Here is a 23,307-nt window from a genome sequence, read left to right as displayed (position 1 = left end):
ATTAACCGACAGAACCTATCAGTAACCTTGCCATGTGTACATCCTTAACCAGTTCTTTTTGGTATCTTGTTGTAAGAATGAGCCGTGTTGTTTGGTTATGGACTGCGCTGTGTTTCGTTCAAACTTAATATCGTTCTTTGATACATTTTAGGTGTTAGGCCGCTGATGCGCTTAAACGAACGCGAAAAGTGAGAAATATCGGAAAAGCCAAGTTGACTAGCAATGTGAGTCAGTGATCGTTCTTCGCCCATTAGTTCTACTGCGACAGTAAATACTAGATTATCTTTGATATGGCGGAAACTTGTTCGCTCTTCATTGAGCCTTCGCTGCAGCGTACGTGGTGTCAGCTTTAACAGTTTGGCTGCTTGCTCTAGGGTAAGGTTGTGTTCTCGAACATAGGGTAACAATGCCGTAAACACGCGGTCGGTAAAGTTAGCGTGCCAAGTCACTAATGGTTTTTGTGGTGCACAATCTTTACTGGTGATATTTGGAGCGTGCTGCAAAATCTCCTTATCGATTAACCATTCTATACGTTCATTTTCAACGAAATATTGTGGTGACGTCCCTATGATAGCTTTAAATACATCAACTTCCTTCGATTGGATTTTAATTTGTTTAGGAGTCCATGTGGACTTAGTCATGGCTCGGACCAATTCGATAGCGTAAAGCACTGCCCAAATCTCCGACCAAAGGAATAACGGGCTGTCATCAAATTGGCGTTTGCACCAATACCAAGTCCTTCCATGACTCTGTTCTAGTCCAACATTGACGCCAACGGCATCGTACTGAAACACTTGTTTTGTGTGGACTAATGCTTCCTCTACCGTATAGCATTCAGATAACTCGCCTAGTAGGCGTGGTATAACTTTTTGCCTAATCGCCGTGCGTAATAGATCGCCGAATTGAGTAATTCCTAATTGATTTCCCAATAAATAGATTAGTTTTTTCACTGGTTCTTGGGGTAAGAATTCTTGATCCAAATCGAATAAGTCTGGTGGTAATCCAGATTCTTTTATCGCTAGGTGAGGGTCGTGGTTGTATTCGCGAAAGAGTTCTACCAATACGCGTGCGTAACCAGATTTGATTAGTGGTGTAATTGGGTCCTTGCTAGTGGTCATAGGCGTTGAGACGGTATTTTTGAGATATTGATAATGTTTAGGTTAGACCTTTGGCGCAAAATGGCAAATCTGAAAGAACACATCAACTACAATTTTCGCTCAGTGATAATCAGCAAAGTAAACACGTGTTGGTTCTCTAATGTACTAATTTTTAAAGTAATTAAATTTAATTTGTTCCGGTAATAGTCTATACCTAGATAGGATTGGTTATTAAGTTGTTAACAAGGGATGAGTAATGAGCGATAAACCAGAATCAAAAAGTCAGCCAGTAGAGAAACAGAACAAAGATTCTCAAATTGAACAAGCTGAACAAAACGCAGAGCAAGCGAAACAGAACAAAGTGAAGAAAGTTACCAATGCTCTTGTTGTCTTTATTGTAGCTAGTCTCGCTATCAGTATTATTTCAGATCGAATCATTCCCTCTACAGACAATGCGCGCGTCAAAGGCTATGTCGTGCCGATCAAACCTCAGGTTTCTGGGCAAGTGATCGATATTCAGGTAAAGCCTAATCAGTTAGTGTCAGAGGGCGATACATTGATTGCTCTTAATCCGGTGGACTATGAGATAGCTGTTCAAAAAGCAGAACAGGATTTGGAAATTGCTGGACAAAATGTTGGAGCTCAAACAGCGACGATCGCCTCTGCACAGGCTCGTTTGACCAGCAGTATCGTCGAACGAGATAACGTTGAACTGCAAACTCGTCGTGTACTTACTATGGCAGAAAAAGGGGTGATTTCCGCTTCTGAGGCTGATAAAGCAAGAGCGAATTTGGCGAGGGCACGCGCCAATGTTCAAAATGCACAGGCAGATTTGGACAAAGCCAATAAACAGCTTGGCGCAGAAGGTGAAGAAAATAGCCAGATTAAAGCAGCTTTACTTGCACTAGAGAAGGCTCAACTGGACTTAGAACGTACCATAGTTAGAGCTCCAACCAATGGTGGCGTCTCAAACTTCAGTTTGTCCGAAGGATTTTATGCGAGCGCTGGCCAACCCATAATGACGTTTGTGTCAACAGATAGCATTTGGATTGAGGCTTACTTTAGAGAGAACAGTTTAGGTAATATTCAACCAGGTAATGAGGTTGAAATAGCACTCGACTTTGCTCCAGGAAAGGTCATCACAGGCAAAGTATCAAGTGTTGATTGGGGCGTGGATTGGGGGCAGTCCAACCAAGCTGGCAAACTGGCTCAAGCCAATAATCAAACCGGCTGGTTAAGACAAACTCAAATGCTTCCGGTTACGATTGAATTCGATACGGCTGATACGACAGGGTTGCTGCGAATAGGTGGTCAAGCGGATGTCGTGGTATACACCGATAACAACACTATCTTCAACATGTTAGGCAAGGCTTGGATTCGAATCGTTAGTTGGATGTCTTATGTCCGATAACACACAAAATCGCGTACTCAGATTTACGCTTGGTGTCGGTATTGCTACGTTTCTTGCTGCTTGGATAGATTGGCCATTGGCGTTTGTAACACCGATTTTCACCGCTAAGTTCCTGTTTGAAAAGAAGGTATTACACAAAGACATCGTCTATGAACTTCTTCTTGCGATGATCGTAACCGTTGTAATTGGTGTTAGCTTAAGCTTAGGTCTTGCTCAATATCCGGTTCCTCTATTAATAGGGGTAGGAATGTTGATGATGTTGGGGTATTACCTGTTTCTCGACCCGAAATGGAATTTGTTCGCAACCATATTGTTAATGTCGACATTGATGTTGCCTTTTATGGCAATTGATAGTCCACCAATTGCTATATTTTTGGCGTTGGGTTTAAGTTTATCTGGTGCTATTGCAGTCGCAATATTCGCAATAATGCACATTTATATGCCGGAGAGAGAAGAAACGCATCAGGGCTATCAAACGGTTCCATTTACTTCGGAATTCCGCTGGCATTCCACGTTGAAAGCGATGATTGTCGCTTTCCCTGTTGTCTGTTTCTTCTTCATTTTCCAGATCTCTGAAGCGCTACTTTCGATGATATTTATTGCTTTGTTATCGTTAATGATAACAGGCGAAAAGTCCATCAAGCTAAGTCTGTTTTTGCTAATTAGCAATGGTATTGGTGGTGTGATTGCCATTCTAGTGTTTGGTGTATTAGCCCTAGTTCCTAATATTGTTTTTTACACTGTCTTTATCAGTCTTCTAGCAATTGTTATCGGTAGCAAAATGTACTCAGAGCCTACAAAGGCACCAGTGTACGCGACGGCATTCAATACCGCTTTGGTGTTGATAGGCACGACGTTAATGAGCTCTGGTGTGATTGACGAAAAAATGTGGATAAGGCTCGGACTTCTTGGTTTGGTCGCTTTATATATGATGATTGCTGCTTTCTTTATTGAAACGAGGCAATGGAAGGTCCTGCAGTTCAATGGACAGATGATGAAATCTATTTAGGTAAACGTTATGAATTTTGACAGTTCCTTCAATAAAAATGCGATCGATACTTTTATCAAAATCGCGACCATTTCCATTTTGGTCTATTGGTGTTTTTCCATTCTTAGACCTTTCATGATGCTCGTCGTTTGGGGCGGTATTATCGCCGTCGCACTCTATCCAGTGGCGTTATGGTTACACGCTAAATGCCGTATTTCCAAAGGTAAAGCAAGTGGGTTGCTTTCGTTGATTGGCGTTCTGCTACTACTTATTCCACTCGTTTGGTTATCTAGTGGTTTATATACGGGAGGCACAGAAGTGTATTCGCAGCTACAGGACGGAACACTTCAAGTACCAAGGCCGACTCAAGCCGTCAAAGAATTGCCTGTAGTTGGTGAAAAGATATATGCCGCTATGTATCATGCTTCGACTAACTTAGAAGGAGCGATGGCTAAATATAGTGAGCAGATAAAATCGCTAGCAACAACATTAGCTGGCGCTGTGGGGTCCTTTGCGGGTGGGCTACTACAATTTATCGTTTCGACCATCATTGCTGGCGTGTTTATGGCGAATGCTGAGAACTGCCAAAAAGCGTTCAACAAAGTGGCTAATCGACTGACTAACGGCAAAGGTGCGGAGCTAGTCAATCTATCCAAATCAACAGTTCGTAGCGTCGTACAAGGCGTGTTGGGTGTTGCGGTTATTCAATCGATCATGGCCGCAGTCGGTATGGCGTTCGTTGATGTGCCTGCGATAGGGCTTTGGGCACTAGCGGTCTTGTTAATGGCTATTATCCAGTTACCGCCAATACTGGCGCTTATTCCGGTGATTGCTTATGTGTTCGGTACCCAGTCGACCACAGCAGCAGTACTGTTTTTAGTATGGTGTGTCATCGTCAGCGGTAGCGACGCGGTTCTTAAGCCTATGTTACTAAGTCGAGGATCAGATATTCCCATGTTGGTTTTATTATTGGGTGCGTTAGGTGGAATGGCTATGTCAGGAATAGTCGGCCTGTTTGTTGGTGCCGTTGTATTAAGTTTGAGTTATCAACTGTTCGTATCTTGGCTAGAAGAGCCAGAAAAAGCCAAAGATTAATACAAGGAGAATTGGCTCAATGTGGAAAGGGATTTCTATCTTCGTTTTATCGTTAGTTTTGGGCGGGTGTGCTTCTAATGCTCACTCTCCGAGTTCTTCTGACGATGAGTGGACATCACAGCTAATGGAGCAGCGTCGTTGGCGCGACGCTGAAGATTTAGAGAAAGATTATCTTAAACTCTCGTCTGAGAATCGACTACCAGTTCAACCAGCTCTTGTTAAAGTGATTGGCTCACAGCAGGCGGACGCGATAAAGAGTCTAGCCGCGAAGATCTACTTGATTGAAAACGCGAAACACACCATTGATCTTACATACTATATTTTCTCTGACGATTTAGCAGGTAAAGCCACATTAGGAGCTTTGTGTGAGGCCGTGCAACGCGGTGTTGATATCCGCATTATGGTAGATAGCTTGGGTTCGTACAGTCTTAACAATGGGAACTTAAAAGGCCTTATGCAGTGTGAAAAAAACGCGGGCTATATTCGTGATAGAGAAGGACAGATTACAACTCAGAAAGCACGCGTACAGGCGGTTGTCTTCAATGCACTAACAGATGGTGATTCCAGATGGAACCATCGCTCTCACGACAAGCTATTTATTGTGGACGGTTTCTATAATCAAAATGCTTATGTGATTACGGGTGGGCGGAATATGTCGCTTCATTATTACGGGATCGATAGTAATGGAAGTAAGGACTACTCAGCGTTTCGTGATATTGAAGTCATAATCCGTCCTTTACTTGAATCGAAACCTGAGCAGTCGCCATCTCGACTAAGTGAGTATTATTTTACGGTCCTGTTTACTAAACCTGGCAACAAAAAGCTTGATACATGGTCAAGTTACAATCGAGACAAGTCTTTATTGTTAACGTCTTATCAGAAGTTGAAAGCAAACCCAGAGTTTAATCAAGCATACATTGGTATAGCTCAGTATCTAGATATAGATTATCGTACTGGAGATACCAAATTTGCGCACGAATTGGACAATCTAAATGCGGACGATGTTGTGACGCGTTATAGCCATAATAAAAGTGCTAATGCCAATTCAATCAGCGGCATTTTGGCAAAAACTGCCTATACCAATACTGAGCTTAAAAAAATAAGAGTAGTGTCACCATACCTGTTTCTTCAGTCGGATTTACTAAAAGATGAAGGCGTAATCGATAGAGATCTAAACATCGCGTTAAGTTGGTTGGAACAAGATCCAGAGCGAAGTATTGAGGTTATTACTAACTCAGTACTTACTAGTGATAACTTCTTCACTCAAGCCGTGATCGACATGCACACGGTACCTTCACTCATTATGCAAGATGAAACCCTCAAGCAAACTTGGTTAGACGATGACCTTGATAATAACGAGCTCAACGAAAAGTTCCTTCAATCATCAGCTTGGAAGAAGGCGGTTAACCATCCAAGAATCAAGTTCTACCAATTAGGTAAACCCGACTCGGTATTACTCGGTGGAACACAATACTATGGCAAACTTCATGCGAAATTTCTGATTATTGATGAAACAGCGTTTGTAGGCACGACCAATCTCGATTTTCGTTCGTTGCTTTACAACAATGAAGTGGGGTTTTTCTTATCGGGAGAGCAAATAATCAGTGATCTCAACCAACAATTTGAACTACTTAAGCAAGACTCATTGCTTTGGGGTAGTGAGGAGTGGTTAGAGATGCGGAAGCAGCTTAGGGCGGTTGGGGGTATGAAAGGCAAAACATCTGAAAGCCAGCGAGAAATATATAACATTCTCGAATCTACGGGACTCAAGTATCAATTCTAGGCAGGGAGTTATTCGCTATTGATGGCGTAATCTGGCAAATGTCGATCATTTTCGTGCGGTATGTTTGATTGTCAATCAAACTATAGGAGTCGTTAATGATCGTACATTTTAGAGTTCAAGATATTGAAGAGTTGTGGTTGCATATCGACTTGGCTGCTCATCTTCAAACAAGGCTAAGAATGTTAAATAGGTTGTAGACTGCTCAATTCTAAAAACTGAACGCCCAACCTATCATCGGGCCCTGCTGGGTGACATCTATCTGTGTAGTGCCCGAGTCATTTTGAATATTTAAGTAGCGATAACCGAACCAAATGTTGTTTAGATTACTTAATCGATACATTCCAGCGAGATTGAGCCCTCTATTCACATCATTGTCGCCAGCAATACTAGTATCTACAGTAAGACTCAATCCCCAGTCCTGATTAAACCAGTGGGCATATTTTAACCCCACCAACCAGTCGAATTGGTGCCCTGATGAATTGATCGATGGGGCGTCGTATTCGTTAACACCTATGTCAATATTGAACTTACTGTAAGTATGTCTAACCCCCGTAAGCATCACTAAGCCATGGGTGACTTCATAACCAGCGAAGAGGTCATTTAAAGACATAGTGGCATCTAGATCGATAGTGGTTGTGATATCCGGAAGAAACGGCAGTTTCGGTTTGTAAGTCGATGAATTGGAGCTTTTGATATGCAAATAGTTAGCGCGAACACCCAATAGCCATTTACCTTTCTGAGCATAGAAATCGCCCATGAGACCGAAATTTAAGTTACTAACAATATTATCAAAAGGAATGTCAATATCCACGATACCACCTGAATTTCCTGAGGTACCGGTGATGCTTGGTGTCCATATCATTGGGAACACCAATAAATATTCCCATTCCTCGGACAGACTTGACTGAGCGAGGCAAGGGGAAAGCACCGTCATGCTAGTTAAAGCAGCTAAACTAACCGACTTCATATCTATTCCTTTAAATACTAATTTATTCAGATGGTTACCATCTAGGATAGACTATATTAGTCCTATACCACCTAATTACTTGTGTACTAGATGATGGCCAGACCTAGAAAAGAAGAGCAAGTCCACATAATTCGAACAGAACACGTCATGTTTTTTATTGACCTCTTCAAGGGGATGGATGTTGATCTACTTCCTTTATTAAGAGAAGCGCGTATTCCCAATACAATTGTTCAACAACCTAACTATTCTTATTTACCAGAATCAACGTTGAAAAACCTGTTATGTCATCTCGGAAAGCGATTATCTAGCGATCAATTTGGGATTAGGGTATGGGAAATGGTCTCACTTGAATATGTTCCGTATTATCTGAGTAAATTACCCGTTAATACGACGGTTCATGAGGCGCTTAGAAGATTTGGTCAACTGCTAGAAATGGAATCGTCCAATACCAAAGTCTACATAAAAAGGGCTGGTGGAGCGTGGTGGTTTGTAAGGGAGAAAACGGGTGCAGATGAAGTTTGGTTCCAATATGCAGAGATATTTTCTGTGACGTTTATGACACAGTTAGTCCATCAGTTAACAGCAGGACAGTATCATCCGAAAGAAATTGGTGTTCAGTCATCTTCCGTTGAGGCGTTTAAATTGCTACCGCAACTTCAGAATGTGGTGCTCTATAACGAACGCCCTGTGACTGCAATTAAAATACCTGACAGCGTAATGATGCAGATGACCAAGTTTAACGTTCAAAAATCTGTACCCAGCGAACCGTTACCAAAGTTGGAACGGTTTACTCAGAGTTTAAAACTCGCGCTTAAACCCTACTTTACCGCTGGAAAGTTACCTCTAGATGTAGCTTCTGAGGTTATTAATATCCACTCAAGAACGATTCAACGCCGACTTAAAGAGGAGGAAACCAATTACAAGGAATTTAGTGAACAGATCTTGTTTGAACTCATTAAAACTGAGCTTATGTCTTCATCTACTATTGCGACAGTTGCTCAACAATTTGGTTACTCTGATTCCGCGCATTTCACGCGAGCATTTAAGCGATACGTTGGTATCACTCCCTCGCAATATAGGTCAAATCTCCCTACGTAAAAGCTACCTTTAAGTTTTGTCGCCAAATGGCAATACGTTAGGTTCGCAAATGTATAAATTATCACCTAAGGTTTAGATGTTAATTGTTTGTGAACTCAGCGTGTTACATAAAAACAATTAGCCTCGTAGCAGCAAATTCATATCAATGATTCGGAATGTTACGCGAAGTGGATTCCACTTGGCACGGACTAAAGGTGAAATAATGAAATCGATCGGCGGCAAACTGTCTCTTCTCGCAGCTTCTTGTGCCTGTGCGCTCTCAGCACAAGCAGACACAATTTTGTTTAAGAACGTTAATGTTTTTAATGGCACAGACAACAAACTGTATGAAAACCACTACGTATTAGTGGAAGACAACTTAATCAAAGCGGTATCGAAAGATGTAGTTGAAGTCTCCGATGCGCAAGTCATTGATGGGAGTGATATGACATTAATGCCGGGTCTGATTGAAGGGCATGGCCATCTGCTATTAAACGGCGGTAACTTGAGTGACCACGAGAATAATCGCACGATAGAAGAATTAGCCGCGCGTTCTACGGTTAACGCTCGAGCGGCGTTTCGTTCAGGCTTCACCACTTGGCGTGATGCTGGCGGATTGAATACCGGCTTACGAAAAACGATAGACTCAGGGATGCTGGAGGGACCTAGACTTTATACCTCTGGCGCTTTCATTGGTCCTACAGGTTCTCACGCAGACTTTAGTAATCTCACAACAGCCAATCAACATTTTTTCGGTTCTACGACGAGTATGGCGAGAAACAGCGTCAGCTTTAATGCCGATGGTATTACCGACATAAAGGCCGCTGCACGTCAGAATTTCAAACAAGGCAACACGCAAATTAAGATCATGTCTTCCGGCGGTGTCGCTTCATCTTTTGACCCTTGGCAGCTAAATGCGATGTCGCCAGAAGAAATTTCGGCAGCGGTAGAAATTGCCGAGGCCTATGGCTCTTACGTTATGTCTCACGCATACAGTAAAAAAGCAATTTTACGCAACCTTGATGCGGGCGTAAAAACCATTGAACACGGTTTTATGTTTGACGGTGATATTGCTAAAAAGATGAAAGAGAAGGGAGCGTATATCACAACCAATATGACGGCTTTTTCTCCCTATTTGACTCAAATCGAAGCGATCAACTCTAATCCGGCGTCGAAACGAAAAGCAGAATCAGCAACGAAGGCATTCTCCAAGTACATTGAAAATGTCAACAAGTATCAACCTAAATGGGGTTTTCACACGGACTGTGTTGGTGATGTAACCGCTTGCATTAAGCAAACCGACCATACCATATTCCTTGCTGGTAAAGAGCTTGGTAACTTCTTCACACTCAAAGGCTTGACGTCAGTGAATGGCGAAATTGTCAAACTATCTGGGGTCATGGACCCTTATCCTGAAGGTAAGTTAGGCGTGGTTGAAGAAGGTGCGTACGCCGATCTTATCTTAGTAGACGGTAATCCACTCGAGGACTTATCAGTAATCGGTGCCAATGAGAAATGGTTTGATGCTGAGCCCCGATAGGCAGACTTAGACACAATTAAAGTGATCATGAAAGACGGTGTTGTTTACAAGAACACACTATAGCCATTCAATGGGGCTCAGAAACTGAGCCCTACTAATTAAGAGTAATGTACATGTTGAATTGGTGTTCTAGCCTGATTGTTGTTCTGTTTTCGTTTTCCGTGGCTGCGGACCAAATCTCGGTCTTAGATTGGACAGATTTAAAACCTCAAATGAAGGAAGAAATTGTAGTCTTACCGGATATAACCGAAGCTCAGCGAGAATCTTTACAAACGATTCTGTTATTAGACTCTGTGCCTAACGAGGCGAATCAAAAACTTGCTAATGAACTCATTGTTGAGTTGGGTAGTGAAGGTGTCGATGCTCGTGATCTACTCGATAAAAGAGCGACTTATATGGCTCAGATGCAAGCTCGCTCGGAAACCACGACGGATCGCTTTGATAAACAACATATTCGAATGGCTGGCTTTATCGTGCCGCTAGAAATGACAGGAGAGAAAAGTACTGACTTTCTGTTGGTGCCAGTTGCGGGTGCATGTATCCATTTGCCACCACCGCCAGCAAATCAAATAGTGCGAATACGCTACCCAGAAGGGTTTGAAATTAAAAATGTTCAATATCCAGTGTGGGTTGAGGGTATTTTCACCAGTGACAAACAGACAGAGGATGTTTTTCTTGTTGATGGTAATACCTCAGTGACAATGGGCTACAGTATGGAAGCCACTAACATTGAAGATTATTACCAATCAGAAACGTTATAGTGAGACGCATGATGACTAAAACCCTTCTATCAAGTGTTGCTTTAGCTGCGATCTTTGCGTCGCTTGTCCCCAAAATCGCCATTGGTGCCGATTTTGGCAGTCCGGACTCGGTCGATAACACTCTCAAGACAAAGCCAACCCCAAAATTGAACTGGAGAGAATCGTTAGAGCAAAATCAGAATCTTACGTTTGGCTTAGACTATCAATCACTGGGGCTTCGTGCTTCGGACACCGTAACAGGAGGTGAGAATAACGCCGCCGCGGGTGTGTTTCGTTTCTATGGGAGTTGGAATTTAGTTGGCCTAGATTCGGGTAATGTTGGTGGACTGGTGTGGAAAGTGGAGCACAGACATAAGTATACCGATCTTTCACCTAAAGAGTTTTCGTTTATCGGCAATGTTACTCCCAGTCTACCTGATGGTATCGGCTATGTCGGTATGATAGGGCCTGCGTATTCTGACCAAGGCAGTCGTCTCACTAACTTGTATTGGAAACAAAAGTTAAACCAGGGTAGAACGTCACTCATGCTCGGATATTTAGATACCACCGACTATGTCGATACTTATGCGCTTGCGAGCCCTTGGACGGGATTCACCAATCTGGCCTTTAGCACAGGAGGAGGTGCAATTGGCTTGCCAGACGATGGTGTGCTTGGATTAGCTATAGGTCATATGTTGAATGACAATTTTTATCTGATTGGTGGGGTAGCCGATGCTAACGGTGACTCTAGTGATCCATTTAATTCTTTCTTTGACGACAGTAAACTTTTTACAACGTTAGAGTTTGGTTGGACCGCTTCTCAAGAGCAAATTTATACCGATAACGTACATGTCACAGCATGGAATATTGATGGTGGTACAAGGCATAACTTGTCAACTATTACCTTGCCAGATGGTAGTACAACCTATAGCGATCAAAACGGCCGTGGTATCAACTTTTCAGCGAGCTATTTTGCGACAGCGCAGTTGATGCCATTTATTCGAGGAGGGTTCTCAAGCGGAGATGTAGCCTTGTATGATACTTCTATCAGCGCAGGTATCGGCTACTTTGGTTTGGGTAATGCAATGAGTAATTTGGGTTTCGCCGTAAACTGGAGTGAAGTCAATGAAGCGTTTGGGAGTGGTTTAGACAATCAAATTACCTCAGAGCTATATTATAACTGGGCTGTGAATGACTATATTCAAGTCACACCCGACTTACAGTATATAAAGAACCCTGCGTTTTCTGATAAAGATAGTACTTGGATTATCGGCCTAAGGTTACGAGTTGCTATCTAAAAAAAGAACTCATATGAGCTCTTTTTTAATTTCCATCGTAGATGTAGCTATACACTCTGACTGGCCATCCGTAACCTGTGTATTCTTTAGCAAGAACATCGGCGGCTTCAACTGTGACTTCAATTCTTACCCAAGCCCCGATGCCTAATGGCTGATATTCAATGACTCGATTTTTCATTACTAGGTTTCCGCTATTATTAGGAGTGATAATCATCGTTAAGGCGCAATGTATACGCCTTAACGAAAATTAGCTTGGAATAGCCGATATTACTTACCTATTTGTGCCAAAGTGTTCCAAACCATAGCAAACTGTGTCGCTGCTTTATTGATTGATAAGTCGCAGGCCAACCGGTAGGGCATCACCAAATAACTTTTTAGAATCAGATTCCGACAGTGTTTTGACCTCGGAAACCAATTCATGCCAACTAGAAGATGCTTTCGACGCTTTCAGCTTATCTAGCACCTGTGCCCGATAGTCATCAGAAATATCTAGAGAGCGGTCTCCGGTTTTACGGCACATCAGCACACAGGCAAAGCCTATCATTGGTTCTTTTAGCCAGTCTTGCTCAAGAAGTTTTGGTAGCCATTGTTCAATTTGTTCCCGCGATATCACGTTATGTTGGCTGCCGTAGAGTGGTGTACGAGAGGCAAGTCTACCTAATGCCCACCAGTGTGCTTGTTCGAACTGAGACTGGTTGAGGGCCTTGCTGAGATACCAAGTAGCTAACAGAACTTTGTCATCAACGTACAAGTTCTCTAAGCTTGCCGATAAACGAACCATGGCCTCATAGCCTTTATCCTTGGCTCCTTGGAATGTTTTGGCATTCTTCATCGCACCAGGATGTAAGTATTTGGCGATCCCTCCTAATATTACTTCCTGCTGTTCTTCATTTAGACCGCCTGAGACACGACGCCAGAAAGTCCACCAATCACTCCAACCTTGTGCATTCTGGAACTGAATACCTTGTTGGTACAACCCCCAGATTTGCTCCATACGCCATGAGTCAGTCGCATCACCAAAACCAGGGCGCATACAAAAGCCTGTTAAGCGAAGCCAATTCTTTTCGTGTTGTTCAGAACGACGACGACGTTTGCGACCCAGTGAAAAACTGTCAACTAGAGAACGTAAGGTATAGAAATCCCAGTCATCTTTCTTACCAAGGTTTTTCTCAAGTGTTTTGGAGAGCAGCTTGATTTCTTTGCTGTCAGCGCTGTTTTTGTTGCCACTATACAAACGAGAAATCAAATCTTTGCTTGGCTCCAGCCCAGGATGAGCGGTGACCGTTTCTTCTTGTGCCTGCTGATTTCGAACTTCAAATTCAAGCGCCCATCGCTGAGCATCATCCTCAGTGCTTACACATTCAATCTTAAGCGTACCAACCTCGGTTAATTGGCAAGCGAGCTGAACTTCAACTCGTTCTTTTTGATTGGCAGCAAGCTGAGAATCATTACCCTGTAACGTATTGATGTATGGAGGCAACGGTGCGAACTGATCGGGGTCGATTTGAACCATTAACCCGTTCTGTACTTTTTGATGTTCGCCAAAGTAATCATGGGTTGAAGTAAGAAGGTTAAATCGAACAGGTTCACCCAGAGTTAGCGCAAATCGACGACCAGTCAGACGAATTTCTTGCCCTTCATCTGTACCTTTGGACAATAAACATAAAGCTTGGCCAAGTTTGTTCTTTTCTTGTAGGTGTAGGAAGTAGGAACGGGCACTACCACCACCAATTTTAAGCTGTGCACCACGACGTGCTTTTGCAAAAGCGACAGCACCAAGCGCAACAGACCAATCTGGATGTGGGTTAGAGAGTAAAGAAACAGCAGAACCTTTCCAATTTTCAACGATATCGACCACGCGACGTGTGACCAAGTCGCTGTTGAAAACACCACCATTGAGTAGCAGGCCAACAGGAATCGCTGGGTCACTTTGATCGCCTAAGGCGTCTTTCGCAACCTCTTGGTGCAAATGCAAGAACTCGGAGACATGCTTACTTACCGCAGGGTCGGAAACGTAAGGCAGTCCAAATTCAACGACAGCGCTTCGTTTCTTGTCAGGTAGCTCACCAAACTTCGTGGTCGGAAAGAAGCCTTCTAAAGCTATTTGATGCACTTCTTGTTTGGTAAGAGCGATGCTTTTGGTGCCACCGATTAAACGAGAACCACTACCCAACATAGTGATTTTCATGTCATTTGGAGCATTTTCAGACAGCAACGCCTCTTTTGCCTTGCGAGTTTGCTGAATCAGCTTGGTAAGACTAGCCGCGTTAAGCTTTTTAGCCTCGTTAAAGCGCTGCTCAGCCATATGTGCAAGTGCCAGATCAAGATTATCACCACCTAACATAAGGTGTTCGCCGACACCGATTCGATTCAGTGTTAGTTCGTCATTGTCGTGTTTAGCTTCAATCAAACTTAAGTCAGTAGTACCACCGCCAACATCACATACCAGAATAAGCGGTACTTGGGCCAACTCTTGTGCTGCGGTATCTTTGTGTCTCGCATACCAGTCATAACAAACGGCTTGTGGCTCTTCTAACAGGTGGACTTTTGGTAGTCCTGCCAATTTTGCGGCTTGTAGGGTGAGCTTCCTTGCGGTTTCATCAAAGGAAGCTGGAACCGTAATGACTACATCTTGATCTTCAAGTTTGTTGTAGTGATGGCGGTGGTTCCATGCCTGACGAATATGGTTGAGATAGCTTGCGCTGGCGATGACTGGCGACACTTTTTCGACATCTTGCGCGCCGGCCCACGGTAGAATGTCGTCTTCACGATCAACTGCAGTGTGCGATAGCCAACTCTTAGCACTTGAGACCTGTCGGCCTTCAACTTTTGCACCCAACTCTCTCGCCCATTCACCAATGATGATATTTTTCAGATCACCATCGACCGATTGATTTTCCCATGGGAGAGTGAGGTCCGCTTCGGACACTTGCTGAGCTGCTGGATGATAACGGAAAGAGGGTAGTAGTGGTTTACGCACTACTTCGCCCGGGCCAACGAGTTGGTCGATTTCAAACAATTCGACCGGAGAGTTAGAGAGGTCGTCTTGAATTTCACAGAATGCGACAACCGTATTGGTTGTACCTAAATCGATACCGACCAGATATTGTGAGGATGCCATGACATGCTCCAGTTAGGTCTTAATAAAGACTGGGATTAGCGATAAAAAACGGCACCTAATGTGCCGTTTTGTCATTTAATTATTGTTATGCGTCTTCGCGGACGTCAAATTCAACGTGCCATTTTTGACCATTATCCGAAGCGATGGCTTCCAGATATAGTGTGCCAAGTTCAGTAACGCGCGATGATAGTGTCACAGGAACCACTTCGCCAACGCTGCGGCCTTCTGACACTGGCAAGGTAACTTGAATTTCTGGCAGTTCTTCAAGCTCTTCTGGTTGCCAAAAGTCAAGATGAACTCCTGCCTCATCATCACGGCGGGTTGTTGAACCGAAGAATTGGAAATGAACAGGTTGACCAATGACAAGTCCAAATTCTTGACTTGGGACTTGAACACTACTGCCTTCTTCCATACCGAACGGTGCAACACAAAGGGCTTCCATTGGAGGAGCCATTCCCGGAATCGCAGGCATCGCACTTTCAATGCCGATGTAATAACTCGAGGCAATACCGCCGCGAATTCGAACACCTTGACCACGTCGAACGCTACCGTAATAAGCTGCACCACTTGCAACGGCAAGATCTAAGTCTAGGCCAGAAAGCATTGTTGCCTTGTCTGAGCCCGCAGTCTCAAGCCACGCGTTAATGGTGTTGAACAAACGATCAGAGAGTAGTTTCGATTTAAGTACACCGCCGTTAAAGAGCAGGGCTGTCGGCTTTACGAACTCAGGTGCTGGTTGCATGCCAGGAATACCTGCAAAGGCGTTATCTGTTGCATTGCTTTGGCGGCTCAAGAATGCAGCAATATGGCGAGTAATCGCCGCATCTTGTGCGTAAGGAAGGCCCATTTGCGTTAATGCACCGCGAGCACGTTGAACCGGATGGTCTTGAATGCCCACTTGTGGGAAGAAGCCGTCTACAAGAGTTTGTTGAACTTCCTGCTGGGTCAGTTCAGTTTTCAGCGTTGCGCCTAGTAACTTAGAGCCACGACTAGGGACAACAATCGGCACTGCTTGCAGCTCAGAGTCATTTAGTAAGGCTTCTTTAGCGTCACGGCAAGCATGAGTCATTACTTGAACTTGCCATGGTTGCAATTCTTTACCATCTTGCGCTAGCTTCATCTTTAGGCGATAAGCTAAAGCAAGATCCATATTGTCGCCACCGAGCAGAATATGCTCACCAACGGCAACACGTTCAAGGTTCAGGTTGCCATCTTGTTCCGTCACTGCGACCAAAGATAAGTCTGTGGTACCGCCACCGACATCGACCACTAAAACAACATCGCCAACATTGACTTCGTCACGCCACTTATCGTCGCTGTTGTCAATCCAGCTATATAAGGCTGCTTGAGGCTCTTCAAGTAGAGTTAGGTGAGCTAATCCAACGTTACGAGCAGCTTCTGCAGTAAGGTCGCGCGCAGCAGGATCAAAAGAAGCAGGAACGGTAATGGTTACGTCTTGGTCTTCGAGCTTATGCTCTGGGTGCATGTGATTCCATGCATCTTTCAAGTGTTCTAGATACAGCTCAGTCGCACGAAGAGGAGACACTTTGGTGACATCTTCTGGACTACCTTGCGGAAGAAAGCTCTCACGTCGGTTCACACCGCCGTGACACAGCCAAGATTTAGCACTCGCTACGAGACGAATAGGTGTTTTTGAACCTAGGTTTCGAGCAACGGCACCCACCAGAGCTTTCGGTTCACTTGTCCATGGTAGAGTGCGGGAGCCTTGTCCCATCTCGTGCTCATGAGGTTGATATAGAAATGAACCTAACTGTTTGAAAGATTCTACAGTACCGGGCGCTGTAAGCTGTGGAATAGCAGCTACTTCTACTTGCGCGGACTCATCTGTCGTATCAAGAAACGACATAACACAGTGCGTTGTACCTAAGTCGATACCGACACTGTAACGAGCCGATGGCTGATTCTGTTCGTGCGTTGATAGCTCCATTATAGCTCTACCTCTGCTGGTGCGATGACAGATGCGTTGTAGTTTTCAGACAACTTAGGCAGAGTCACTTTGTCGGCTTTCCAACCTTTGTGAATCAGTGTGCCTGAGAATGGTGCATTACCCGTTACGTTGCCAGTGAGGCGAACAGATTGCGGATCAAAGCCTTCTTCGATTGTTACGCGAGTTTCTTCGTCTTCAACGCGAATTGGAGACAAAGTAAAGTACTCGCTGATCACTTTTTTCCCGCCAGAATGGACAACACGGGCCGCTGCACCTACCTCTTCATCGGAGAATGAAGTTAGGTCTTCTTGCAGGAAATCGACCATGCGAGCTTCTTGCTGCATCAAAGACAGAAGTTGCATTGCAGAATCGGTAGAAGCAGTCGCAAGTTTAGATTCTACTTCTACAACTTTTTCTACGACTTTTTCGACTTCAACGACTTTCTCAACTTCAACGATTTTTTCTACTGGCTTTTCAACCTCGACGATCTTCTCTACTGGTTTTTCGACTACTTTTTCAACGACTTTGCTTTTGCGTGATACCGCGATGGCAAGCAACAAAACGCTAGAAGCCGCTAGGCCTGCGTGCAACATGTCGAAAGTAGTTGGGATAACATTTAGATCGATGTTCATAGGAGTTTCTCTATGTGTCAGTCATTAGTTGTTAATTTTGGGGCGAAGTCTAGCATAATCAAGGCTCATAGCGCGATGGTTTCGCAATAATGTCATTACAAAGTGAGTTTTTTGGCGAAGAATTCAGCAGATAATGACGATTTTACAAATTTAGGTGATCTTCGCTGTTTTTTTTAACACTGTAACTTTTGTCCATGTCAGAGCTGTGTAAGATTTAACAGTAAAAGGTAAGGTATTGTATTTTCGATACTTATATCACATGGCTAATAATATTTATCACAAATATAAAAACTGGTAACACTAATAAAACTATAACCAGTTAGGACAATATATATGGTTACAGGCTTAAGCAAAGAGGACCGCGGAGTCAAACGGTACTCAGTGTTAGTGCTAATTCTCGGATTAGTATTGACGATTTTCATTACACATCTTGTATATAAAGGGCAAAAACAGCTTTCCGATTCTAATTTTGAGTTCTTAGCTCAAAACCAAGCCGAGAATATAAAAGAACTTGTTATGTTAGATGTTGCCTTTATTGGTGCTGGGGCAAGTTTTTATCATGCAACTCAACCACCAACGTGGGATAATTTCTCCACTTTTGTCGCACCATTGTTGGCAGATTCGAAAAGTTTGATAGCTATGCAATGGATGAAGAAAGTTTATCCTGAGCAGATAGAGTCACACGTAAAGCGAGTCAAGCAACACTTTCCAAGTTACCAAATATATACGGTGCCTAAAGACGAACCTCGCCAAGATGGTTACATCCTTGAAAATGATGAACCTATTTATGTGGCGAGTGATGTCTATCCTGTTAATGAAGCCAACCTACGTGCGCTAGGATATTACTCTTCCCGAGAGCGTGTTAGACGAGTGATTCGTAGCACACTGGAAACCGGAGAACCGAGTTTGTCAGATAAGATTCGTCTGTTGCAGGACGGGTTTGATCGTTCGTTACCAAAACAAGGGATGCTTGTTTACCATCCAGTATTCGAGGTCGGTGATAATTCATTACGTGGAGTAGTAATTGGAGTCGTTCGGACAACCGCATATTTCGAGCAGATTGTTTCTCGAACCTCCATAGGCAAAGAAGTGGGTATTCAAGTTGTCGATTTAGGGTTTGATGCCGAGGATGACCCCATTATGTACGAGAATGAAGCGTGGCAAACGTTGTCTGGGGATATAAAGAGCATCATTGTGGATCTTTATGATCGACAGTGGAACATTCAATTTAAACACGATTCAGAAATTTCTCAGAATGACAGTTTTATTCTCCTGTGTGTCGCTTCAGGCGGTTTTATTATTTCGATTCTATTGGCTTACGTGGTTCAGTTGATGCTTCGTGAACAACGAAGATTGACCAAGTTAGTCAGTCGCAGAACACGTGACTTGCAGTACTTAGTAGAGCGAGACCCTTTAACGGAAGTGTACAATCGACGCGCATTCAATCGCTTAGCGGATTACCATATTTCATGCAATAAGCCATTTTCTTTAGTCATTATTGATATTGATAAGTTTAAGCAAATTAATGATAAATATGGTCATGTTTCTGGTGATGAGATCTTGATGCAAGTTGCTGCGTACATAAAAGATCAACTGTATCCCGATGATATGCTGTTCAGGCTTGGTGGCGATGAGTTTGCTGTGATAAGTCGTTGTGTTGACGAAGAGTTACTCAACATTTATTTAAACGAAGTGTGTGAAGATATTGCTTTTATGAAATGGGATACCATCGATCCTAACTTTGTTTGTACATTGAGTATAGGTGCCTCCGTATTTAGAGGAGAGTCCTTGGAGAAACTCATGAACCGTGCCGATGATTTATTGTATAGAAGTAAAGATAAAGGCAGAAATAGAGCAATGGTTGCTTGATTTTTTAGCGATTGAATGGAGAACTGTCGAGGTTTGACGTTTGATACGTTACAATCCGACGGTTCGTTTAACTAATCTTAAAATCCCTATGAATTATAATCGTGTCGTTTGTTTTGATCTTGAAATGTGTTGTTGGAATGTCGACGGTGTTGGCACAACTGGCGAGATAATTGAAGTAGGGTTAGCAGAAATAGATTTAGTTAAGCAAGAAGTAGTGAAGCGAGCGCAATATTACGTTAAGCCGGAAACTGACAAGGTGTCGCTGTTTTGTACAGAGCTTACCGGTATAACGCCACGTAAAGTAGAAAAGCAGGGGCGTCCATTGGCTTCAGTGATTCAGTCTATGGTTAAAAATTTTGGTGGTCCTAACAAAATTTATGCCTCATGGGGCCGAGATGACATGATCTTACTCGAAGAATGTCAATCAAAAGGCATCGAAATGCCGTTCAAAGAGTTTGTTAATTTAGCGACTTTATATCGCATGCAGCATCGACTTAAAGATAAACGTATTGGTCACAAAGCGGCACAAGAAAGCCAAGGAATAGAGTGGGAAGGCAGACAGCACTCGGGTTATGTTGATGCATACAACCTCGCTAAATTGGCATTGACCATGCTGTAACGTGCTGGCTAAGAATGATAAAAGCCGAGCAGAGTTTTCCTGCTCGGCTTTTTTGTGCTCATCGCGTATGGGATTACTTATCAGTGACTTGAATCTTAGCTCGAATAAACTCACTGTGATCGACATAGAGGAGCTCTGCTACTTTGCGAATCACTGCATCTTCTAGTGGGTCGATAACTCCGTCTGCGTTGGCGACTTCCCACATGGCTTTGATTAAATCAAAGCGCTTCTCTTGACTTAACTCTCTTAAGCTAGAGGTAAAGTCGTACAAAGATGCTGAGTTCTTTGTCTGTTCTTGCGCTTGAACCAATAGCGTTTTCGACTCCGATTCGTCAAGTCCCAACAGTCGTTCAATTAAAGATAGCTTGGCTTTTTCTTCTTCCTCTTCCACTTGATAATCGGCATTAGACACTTCGCAAAGCAGTGCAGCGATAGCAAGGTTAGGGCTAATCGACTTGTTGTTAGATAAGTCATCGCCTTCAATAAGTTGTTTAAACATGGAAGTAATGGAATTAAACATGGCGTTACCTGATTTTATTGCTTATTTATAATACATAGTGATTGTTGAGCCAGATCACAAGTAATTAGAGTTTAGCTTTCGGAATTAGTTTCAGGGAATGTGGTTTTTGTGCCATCTCCATGAAGGACTGATATCTCGATAGGTTTGCCTTCATTATCCAATCGTACCTTTCCGATACCACTTTTATTGACCAGGCGATTATGATGACTTGGTTCGGGCTTACGTTTGAAGATCTTCAAACGCTTACGCTTAGTAAATAAGTTGAGCGGTGAACGTGGAGAGTAAAGCCATTTATCGAGAGTGTCACAAATTGTAAGCAGTGGCTCCGGAAACTCATTCTTTATTCCACTGCAGGTGATTTGGTAAATGTGTGAATCCGTCTGCCTATAACGTAGCTTGACGTCGTAGACAAACGAGTAATGTACGTCACCCGACAAGATGACAAAGTTTTTAGGCGTCTTGGTATGGGTAAAAATGGACAGTAATGTATTGGCGCTTCCCGGATGAGCCATCCAGTTTTCAGCATCAATAATTAGGGGGTTACCCATTTTTGTCGCCATACTTTGTAGCGTTTCTATAAACTTCACACCAAACATGGGGGCGGGAGACACGACGACGACAGAGTCTAGACCAATGAGCTCCTGTTGAAATTCCACCATTGCTTCCCAGTCCATTAAGCCAGATGGTTTATTTAGATTGGACTCGGAACGCCAACGTCGTGTGCGAGTATCAAGAACCACTACTTTGGGTGATGAATCAAGACTAAAATGCCACTTCTCGTATCGTAGCAATTGTGTAATTAAGTCATCGTGTTGGTCTTGCGCGATGATTTTGTTTGCGTTGGCATAAGAGAACAGCGCAACCAAACTGTTTCGCCAGTCACTCTTCATCTGAACTGGCGCATTGCCCCAAGCTTGACACAGTAGATAGGACAATAGAGCGTTGCCTATGATTCGCTTGGAAAACGCGTTTTCGTAAGCTGCTTTCTCCCAACCAACAGTTAGGTTCCAATCGTCAGTTACGTCGTGATCATCAAAAATCATATAACTTGGGACATGCGCCATGACTCGCCTGACCTCAGGTAATCCAGCGACAAATTTATCGAGCTCTGCTTTTTCCTTGCTCCAAAGAGGTTGGTCTTTTTCTAGTAAAGGTTGGCTCTCAGAATTATCGTTGGGACGCAGTTGGTCAAACTGAATGGCATCCCAGAGTTCAGGAGACCAATTAAGTATGTACATCGCCAGAAATTCTGAGAAGCTAATCAGATGATTTTCGCACTCTCTAGAGCTGAAAATAGGTGTGTCACCTTTATTAATCAGACGCTTTAGACGATGAGTCTCATCTTGGTGTTGGGGGAGTATTTTGTCTCTAGAATAGAGAGCGTTGGTACAACGATAGAGTTCATCTGCATCTCCAACAGGCGCACCAATAAATGACTCACTAGGTAACTCAAGTAATTTGATGACTTTATGGATAGCCACCAACATGGGGCCGGCAACATGATCAGCGTATATTTGGTCGCCAGTGAGTAACAGAAGGTCTGGTCGATCATTGTCTTTTGTAGAAGTCGCTAACTGATCGAGCAACGCATCGACTTGAAGCAGGCTGTCGTCACTATGATGATGTGGGTTTCTACATGAGCCGTGAAGAATATGGTCAGACTTATCTGACAATATGATGTCTATCCAAGATGACGTTGAATAGAACATGTTGTCATTAAGAGCGCTGCTCTTGGATTCTCGCCAAACTACGTTATAACCTAGATGGCCAGTCTTAGGTGTTAAAAGATTAGTGTGGAACTGAATGACCCATAGCTTGTTGCTTATTTTGTAGACCTGCTCAGTATCAAAATCACTGTAGGAGATCACATCATCGTTATTGATCGCAAGTTGAAGGTTTGAAGGACACAATGAGGTCGCCAACCATAGGGTGATATGCTGAGGGTTAGTGCGACGTAATATTGGTCCTGCCAACACAGGATTGAGCTTTTTCATGAGGCGTTCTTTCTACTTACTTTTTAGGAATGTTCCAGTGCTGGGTGCTCTGATGGTGTCGTTGCTTCATTCATTTGCTCAAGCAGTTCGACAAACTCTGCGCTACTCGTTTCATGACCGATTAGGAAAAAAGCAGTCAAAGCATCCAAAAGATGCTCTTTATTGTTGCTTTGGTCGATCATCTGAGCGAGTCGCTCACGAACTAGCTCTATTTCATGCTCAACAAATCCTCGACCTTCAAAGGTATCTTCCGCTTCGTCAGGAGCGTTGTCGAAGTCTAAGAATAACAAGTCATTATCGACTTTGGCACTCAAAAGTCTTTCTGGAAGCCATGTCTCACCCGTGACGACATCAATATGTTGATCGCTTGGCAAAGATTGGAGAATTTTTTTTAACTTTTCTACTTTCACGATTCGTCTAAATAGTGGAAACTATGACACCCATCACTGTTGGTTATTTATTGAGCCATAAGGCAAATAACAGTGTGGTGACATAAAAATATGCGTTAACCCCATAATATACAACTCTACTTCACTGAGGTAGCTGTTGTTAGGTTATTTGGTAAATAGCGTGTGAATTTTGGCTAACGGTCAAAATAGTGATTACGT

General features: G+C 43.3%; 18 protein-coding genes and 1 pseudogene. 10 read left to right on the top strand and 9 right to left on the bottom strand.

Annotated features, from left to right (window positions below; all coding sequences use genetic code 11):
- Positions 1 to 95 precede the first annotated feature (95 nt).
- Positions 96 to 1,118: a helix-turn-helix domain-containing protein gene (locus HW45_RS24950; protein WP_038230612.1), complete on the bottom strand. Its 1,023-nt coding sequence runs from the start codon at positions 1,116 to 1,118 to the stop codon at positions 96 to 98.
- A 235-nt stretch (positions 1,119 to 1,353) separates the two neighbouring features.
- Here HW45_RS24950 and HW45_RS24945 point away from each other — a divergent pair, with 235 nt between their 5' ends.
- The 4 genes from HW45_RS24945 to HW45_RS24930 are packed head-to-tail and all read left to right on the top strand — an operon-like array spanning position 1,354 to position 6,374.
- The gene (locus HW45_RS24945; protein WP_038230610.1) at positions 1,354 to 2,508 is read left to right on the top strand and encodes an HlyD family secretion protein; all 1,155 of its coding nucleotides are present in this window, start codon (positions 1,354 to 1,356) and stop codon (positions 2,506 to 2,508) included.
- Positions 2,498 to 3,517, top strand: coding sequence for a DUF2955 domain-containing protein (locus tag HW45_RS24940; RefSeq protein ID WP_038230608.1), 1,020 nt, complete (start codon positions 2,498 to 2,500; stop codon positions 3,515 to 3,517). The genes HW45_RS24945 and HW45_RS24940 overlap by 11 nt, the downstream gene beginning before the upstream one ends.
- 9 nt (positions 3,518 to 3,526) lie before the next feature.
- The gene (locus HW45_RS24935) at positions 3,527 to 4,591 is read left to right on the top strand and encodes an AI-2E family transporter (protein WP_006071416.1); all 1,065 of its coding nucleotides are present in this window, start codon (positions 3,527 to 3,529) and stop codon (positions 4,589 to 4,591) included.
- A 19-nt stretch (positions 4,592 to 4,610) separates the two neighbouring features.
- Positions 4,611 to 6,374, top strand: a complete 1,764-nt coding sequence (locus HW45_RS24930) for a phospholipase D family protein (protein WP_038230607.1) — start codon at positions 4,611 to 4,613, stop codon at positions 6,372 to 6,374.
- Between the two features lie 208 nt (positions 6,375 to 6,582).
- Here HW45_RS24930 and HW45_RS24925 read toward each other — a convergent pair whose 3' ends face one another.
- Positions 6,583 to 7,341 carry a hypothetical protein gene (locus HW45_RS24925; RefSeq protein WP_051868363.1) on the bottom strand — a complete coding sequence of 253 codons (759 nt, stop codon included), beginning with the start codon at positions 7,339 to 7,341 and terminating at the stop codon, positions 6,583 to 6,585.
- A 147-nt stretch (positions 7,342 to 7,488) separates the two neighbouring features.
- Between HW45_RS24925 and HW45_RS24920 the strand changes: the two genes are divergently transcribed.
- The 4 genes and pseudogenes from HW45_RS24920 (at position 7,489) to HW45_RS24905 (ending at position 11,996) form a co-directional block, all read left to right on the top strand.
- Positions 7,489 to 8,439, top strand: coding sequence for a helix-turn-helix domain-containing protein (locus HW45_RS24920; protein WP_160171236.1), 951 nt, complete (start codon positions 7,489 to 7,491; stop codon positions 8,437 to 8,439).
- 202 nt (positions 8,440 to 8,641) lie between these two features.
- Positions 8,642 to 10,021 (top strand): annotated as a pseudogene (locus HW45_RS24915) (amidohydrolase family protein).
- Between the two features lie 50 nt (positions 10,022 to 10,071).
- Positions 10,072 to 10,719, top strand: a complete 648-nt coding sequence (locus HW45_RS24910) for a DUF3299 domain-containing protein (protein ID WP_038230605.1) — start codon at positions 10,072 to 10,074, stop codon at positions 10,717 to 10,719.
- Positions 10,720 to 10,730: 11 nt separating this feature from the next.
- Positions 10,731 to 11,996, top strand: a complete 1,266-nt coding sequence (locus HW45_RS24905; protein WP_081875902.1) for a carbohydrate porin — start codon at positions 10,731 to 10,733, stop codon at positions 11,994 to 11,996.
- Between the two features lie 25 nt (positions 11,997 to 12,021).
- Here the strand turns inward: HW45_RS24905 and HW45_RS29785 are convergent, their stop codons facing one another.
- From HW45_RS29785 to HW45_RS24885, 4 genes are all read right to left on the bottom strand, one after another.
- Positions 12,022 to 12,174: a hypothetical protein gene (locus HW45_RS29785; RefSeq protein ID WP_200874600.1), complete on the bottom strand. Its 153-nt coding sequence runs from the start codon at positions 12,172 to 12,174 to the stop codon at positions 12,022 to 12,024.
- A 144-nt stretch (positions 12,175 to 12,318) separates the two neighbouring features.
- A complete protein-coding gene (locus HW45_RS24895) occupies positions 12,319 to 15,117 on the bottom strand; it encodes an Hsp70 family protein (protein WP_038230601.1) in 2,799 nt (932 codons plus the stop codon).
- 85 nt (positions 15,118 to 15,202) lie between these two features.
- Complete coding sequence (locus tag HW45_RS24890; RefSeq protein ID WP_051868360.1) at positions 15,203 to 17,065, bottom strand: Hsp70 family protein; 1,863 nt, start codon at positions 17,063 to 17,065, stop codon at positions 15,203 to 15,205.
- A complete protein-coding gene (locus HW45_RS24885; RefSeq protein ID WP_038230598.1) occupies positions 17,065 to 17,697 on the bottom strand; it encodes a DUF2760 domain-containing protein in 633 nt (210 codons plus the stop codon). The genes HW45_RS24890 and HW45_RS24885 overlap by 1 nt, the downstream gene beginning before the upstream one ends.
- Before the next feature lie 333 nt (positions 17,698 to 18,030).
- Between HW45_RS24885 and HW45_RS24880 the strand changes: the two genes are divergently transcribed.
- On the top strand, positions 18,031 to 19,566 hold the full coding sequence (locus tag HW45_RS24880) for a sensor domain-containing diguanylate cyclase (RefSeq protein ID WP_038230597.1): 1,536 nt from the start codon (positions 18,031 to 18,033) through the stop codon (positions 19,564 to 19,566).
- Between the two features lie 88 nt (positions 19,567 to 19,654).
- On the top strand, positions 19,655 to 20,185 hold the full coding sequence (locus HW45_RS24875; protein WP_038230596.1) for a 3'-5' exonuclease: 531 nt from the start codon (positions 19,655 to 19,657) through the stop codon (positions 20,183 to 20,185).
- Between the two features lie 73 nt (positions 20,186 to 20,258).
- Here HW45_RS24875 and HW45_RS24870 read toward each other — a convergent pair whose 3' ends face one another.
- From HW45_RS24870 to HW45_RS24860, 3 genes are all read right to left on the bottom strand, one after another.
- Positions 20,259 to 20,705, bottom strand: coding sequence for a tellurite resistance TerB family protein (locus HW45_RS24870; protein WP_038230594.1), 447 nt, complete (start codon positions 20,703 to 20,705; stop codon positions 20,259 to 20,261).
- A gap of 71 nt (positions 20,706 to 20,776) precedes the next feature.
- On the bottom strand, positions 20,777 to 22,699 hold the full coding sequence (locus HW45_RS24865; RefSeq protein ID WP_038230591.1) for an alkaline phosphatase D family protein: 1,923 nt from the start codon (positions 22,697 to 22,699) through the stop codon (positions 20,777 to 20,779).
- 23 nt (positions 22,700 to 22,722) lie between these two features.
- A complete protein-coding gene (locus HW45_RS24860; RefSeq protein WP_038230589.1) occupies positions 22,723 to 23,109 on the bottom strand; it encodes a hypothetical protein in 387 nt (128 codons plus the stop codon).
- Positions 23,110 to 23,307 lie beyond the last annotated feature (198 nt).

Source organism: Vibrio sp. ER1A (assembly GCF_000733315.1).
GTDB lineage: Bacteria > Pseudomonadota > Gammaproteobacteria > Enterobacterales > Vibrionaceae > Vibrio > Vibrio mediterranei.
This window is presented reverse-complemented; position numbering and strand designations above follow the sequence as displayed.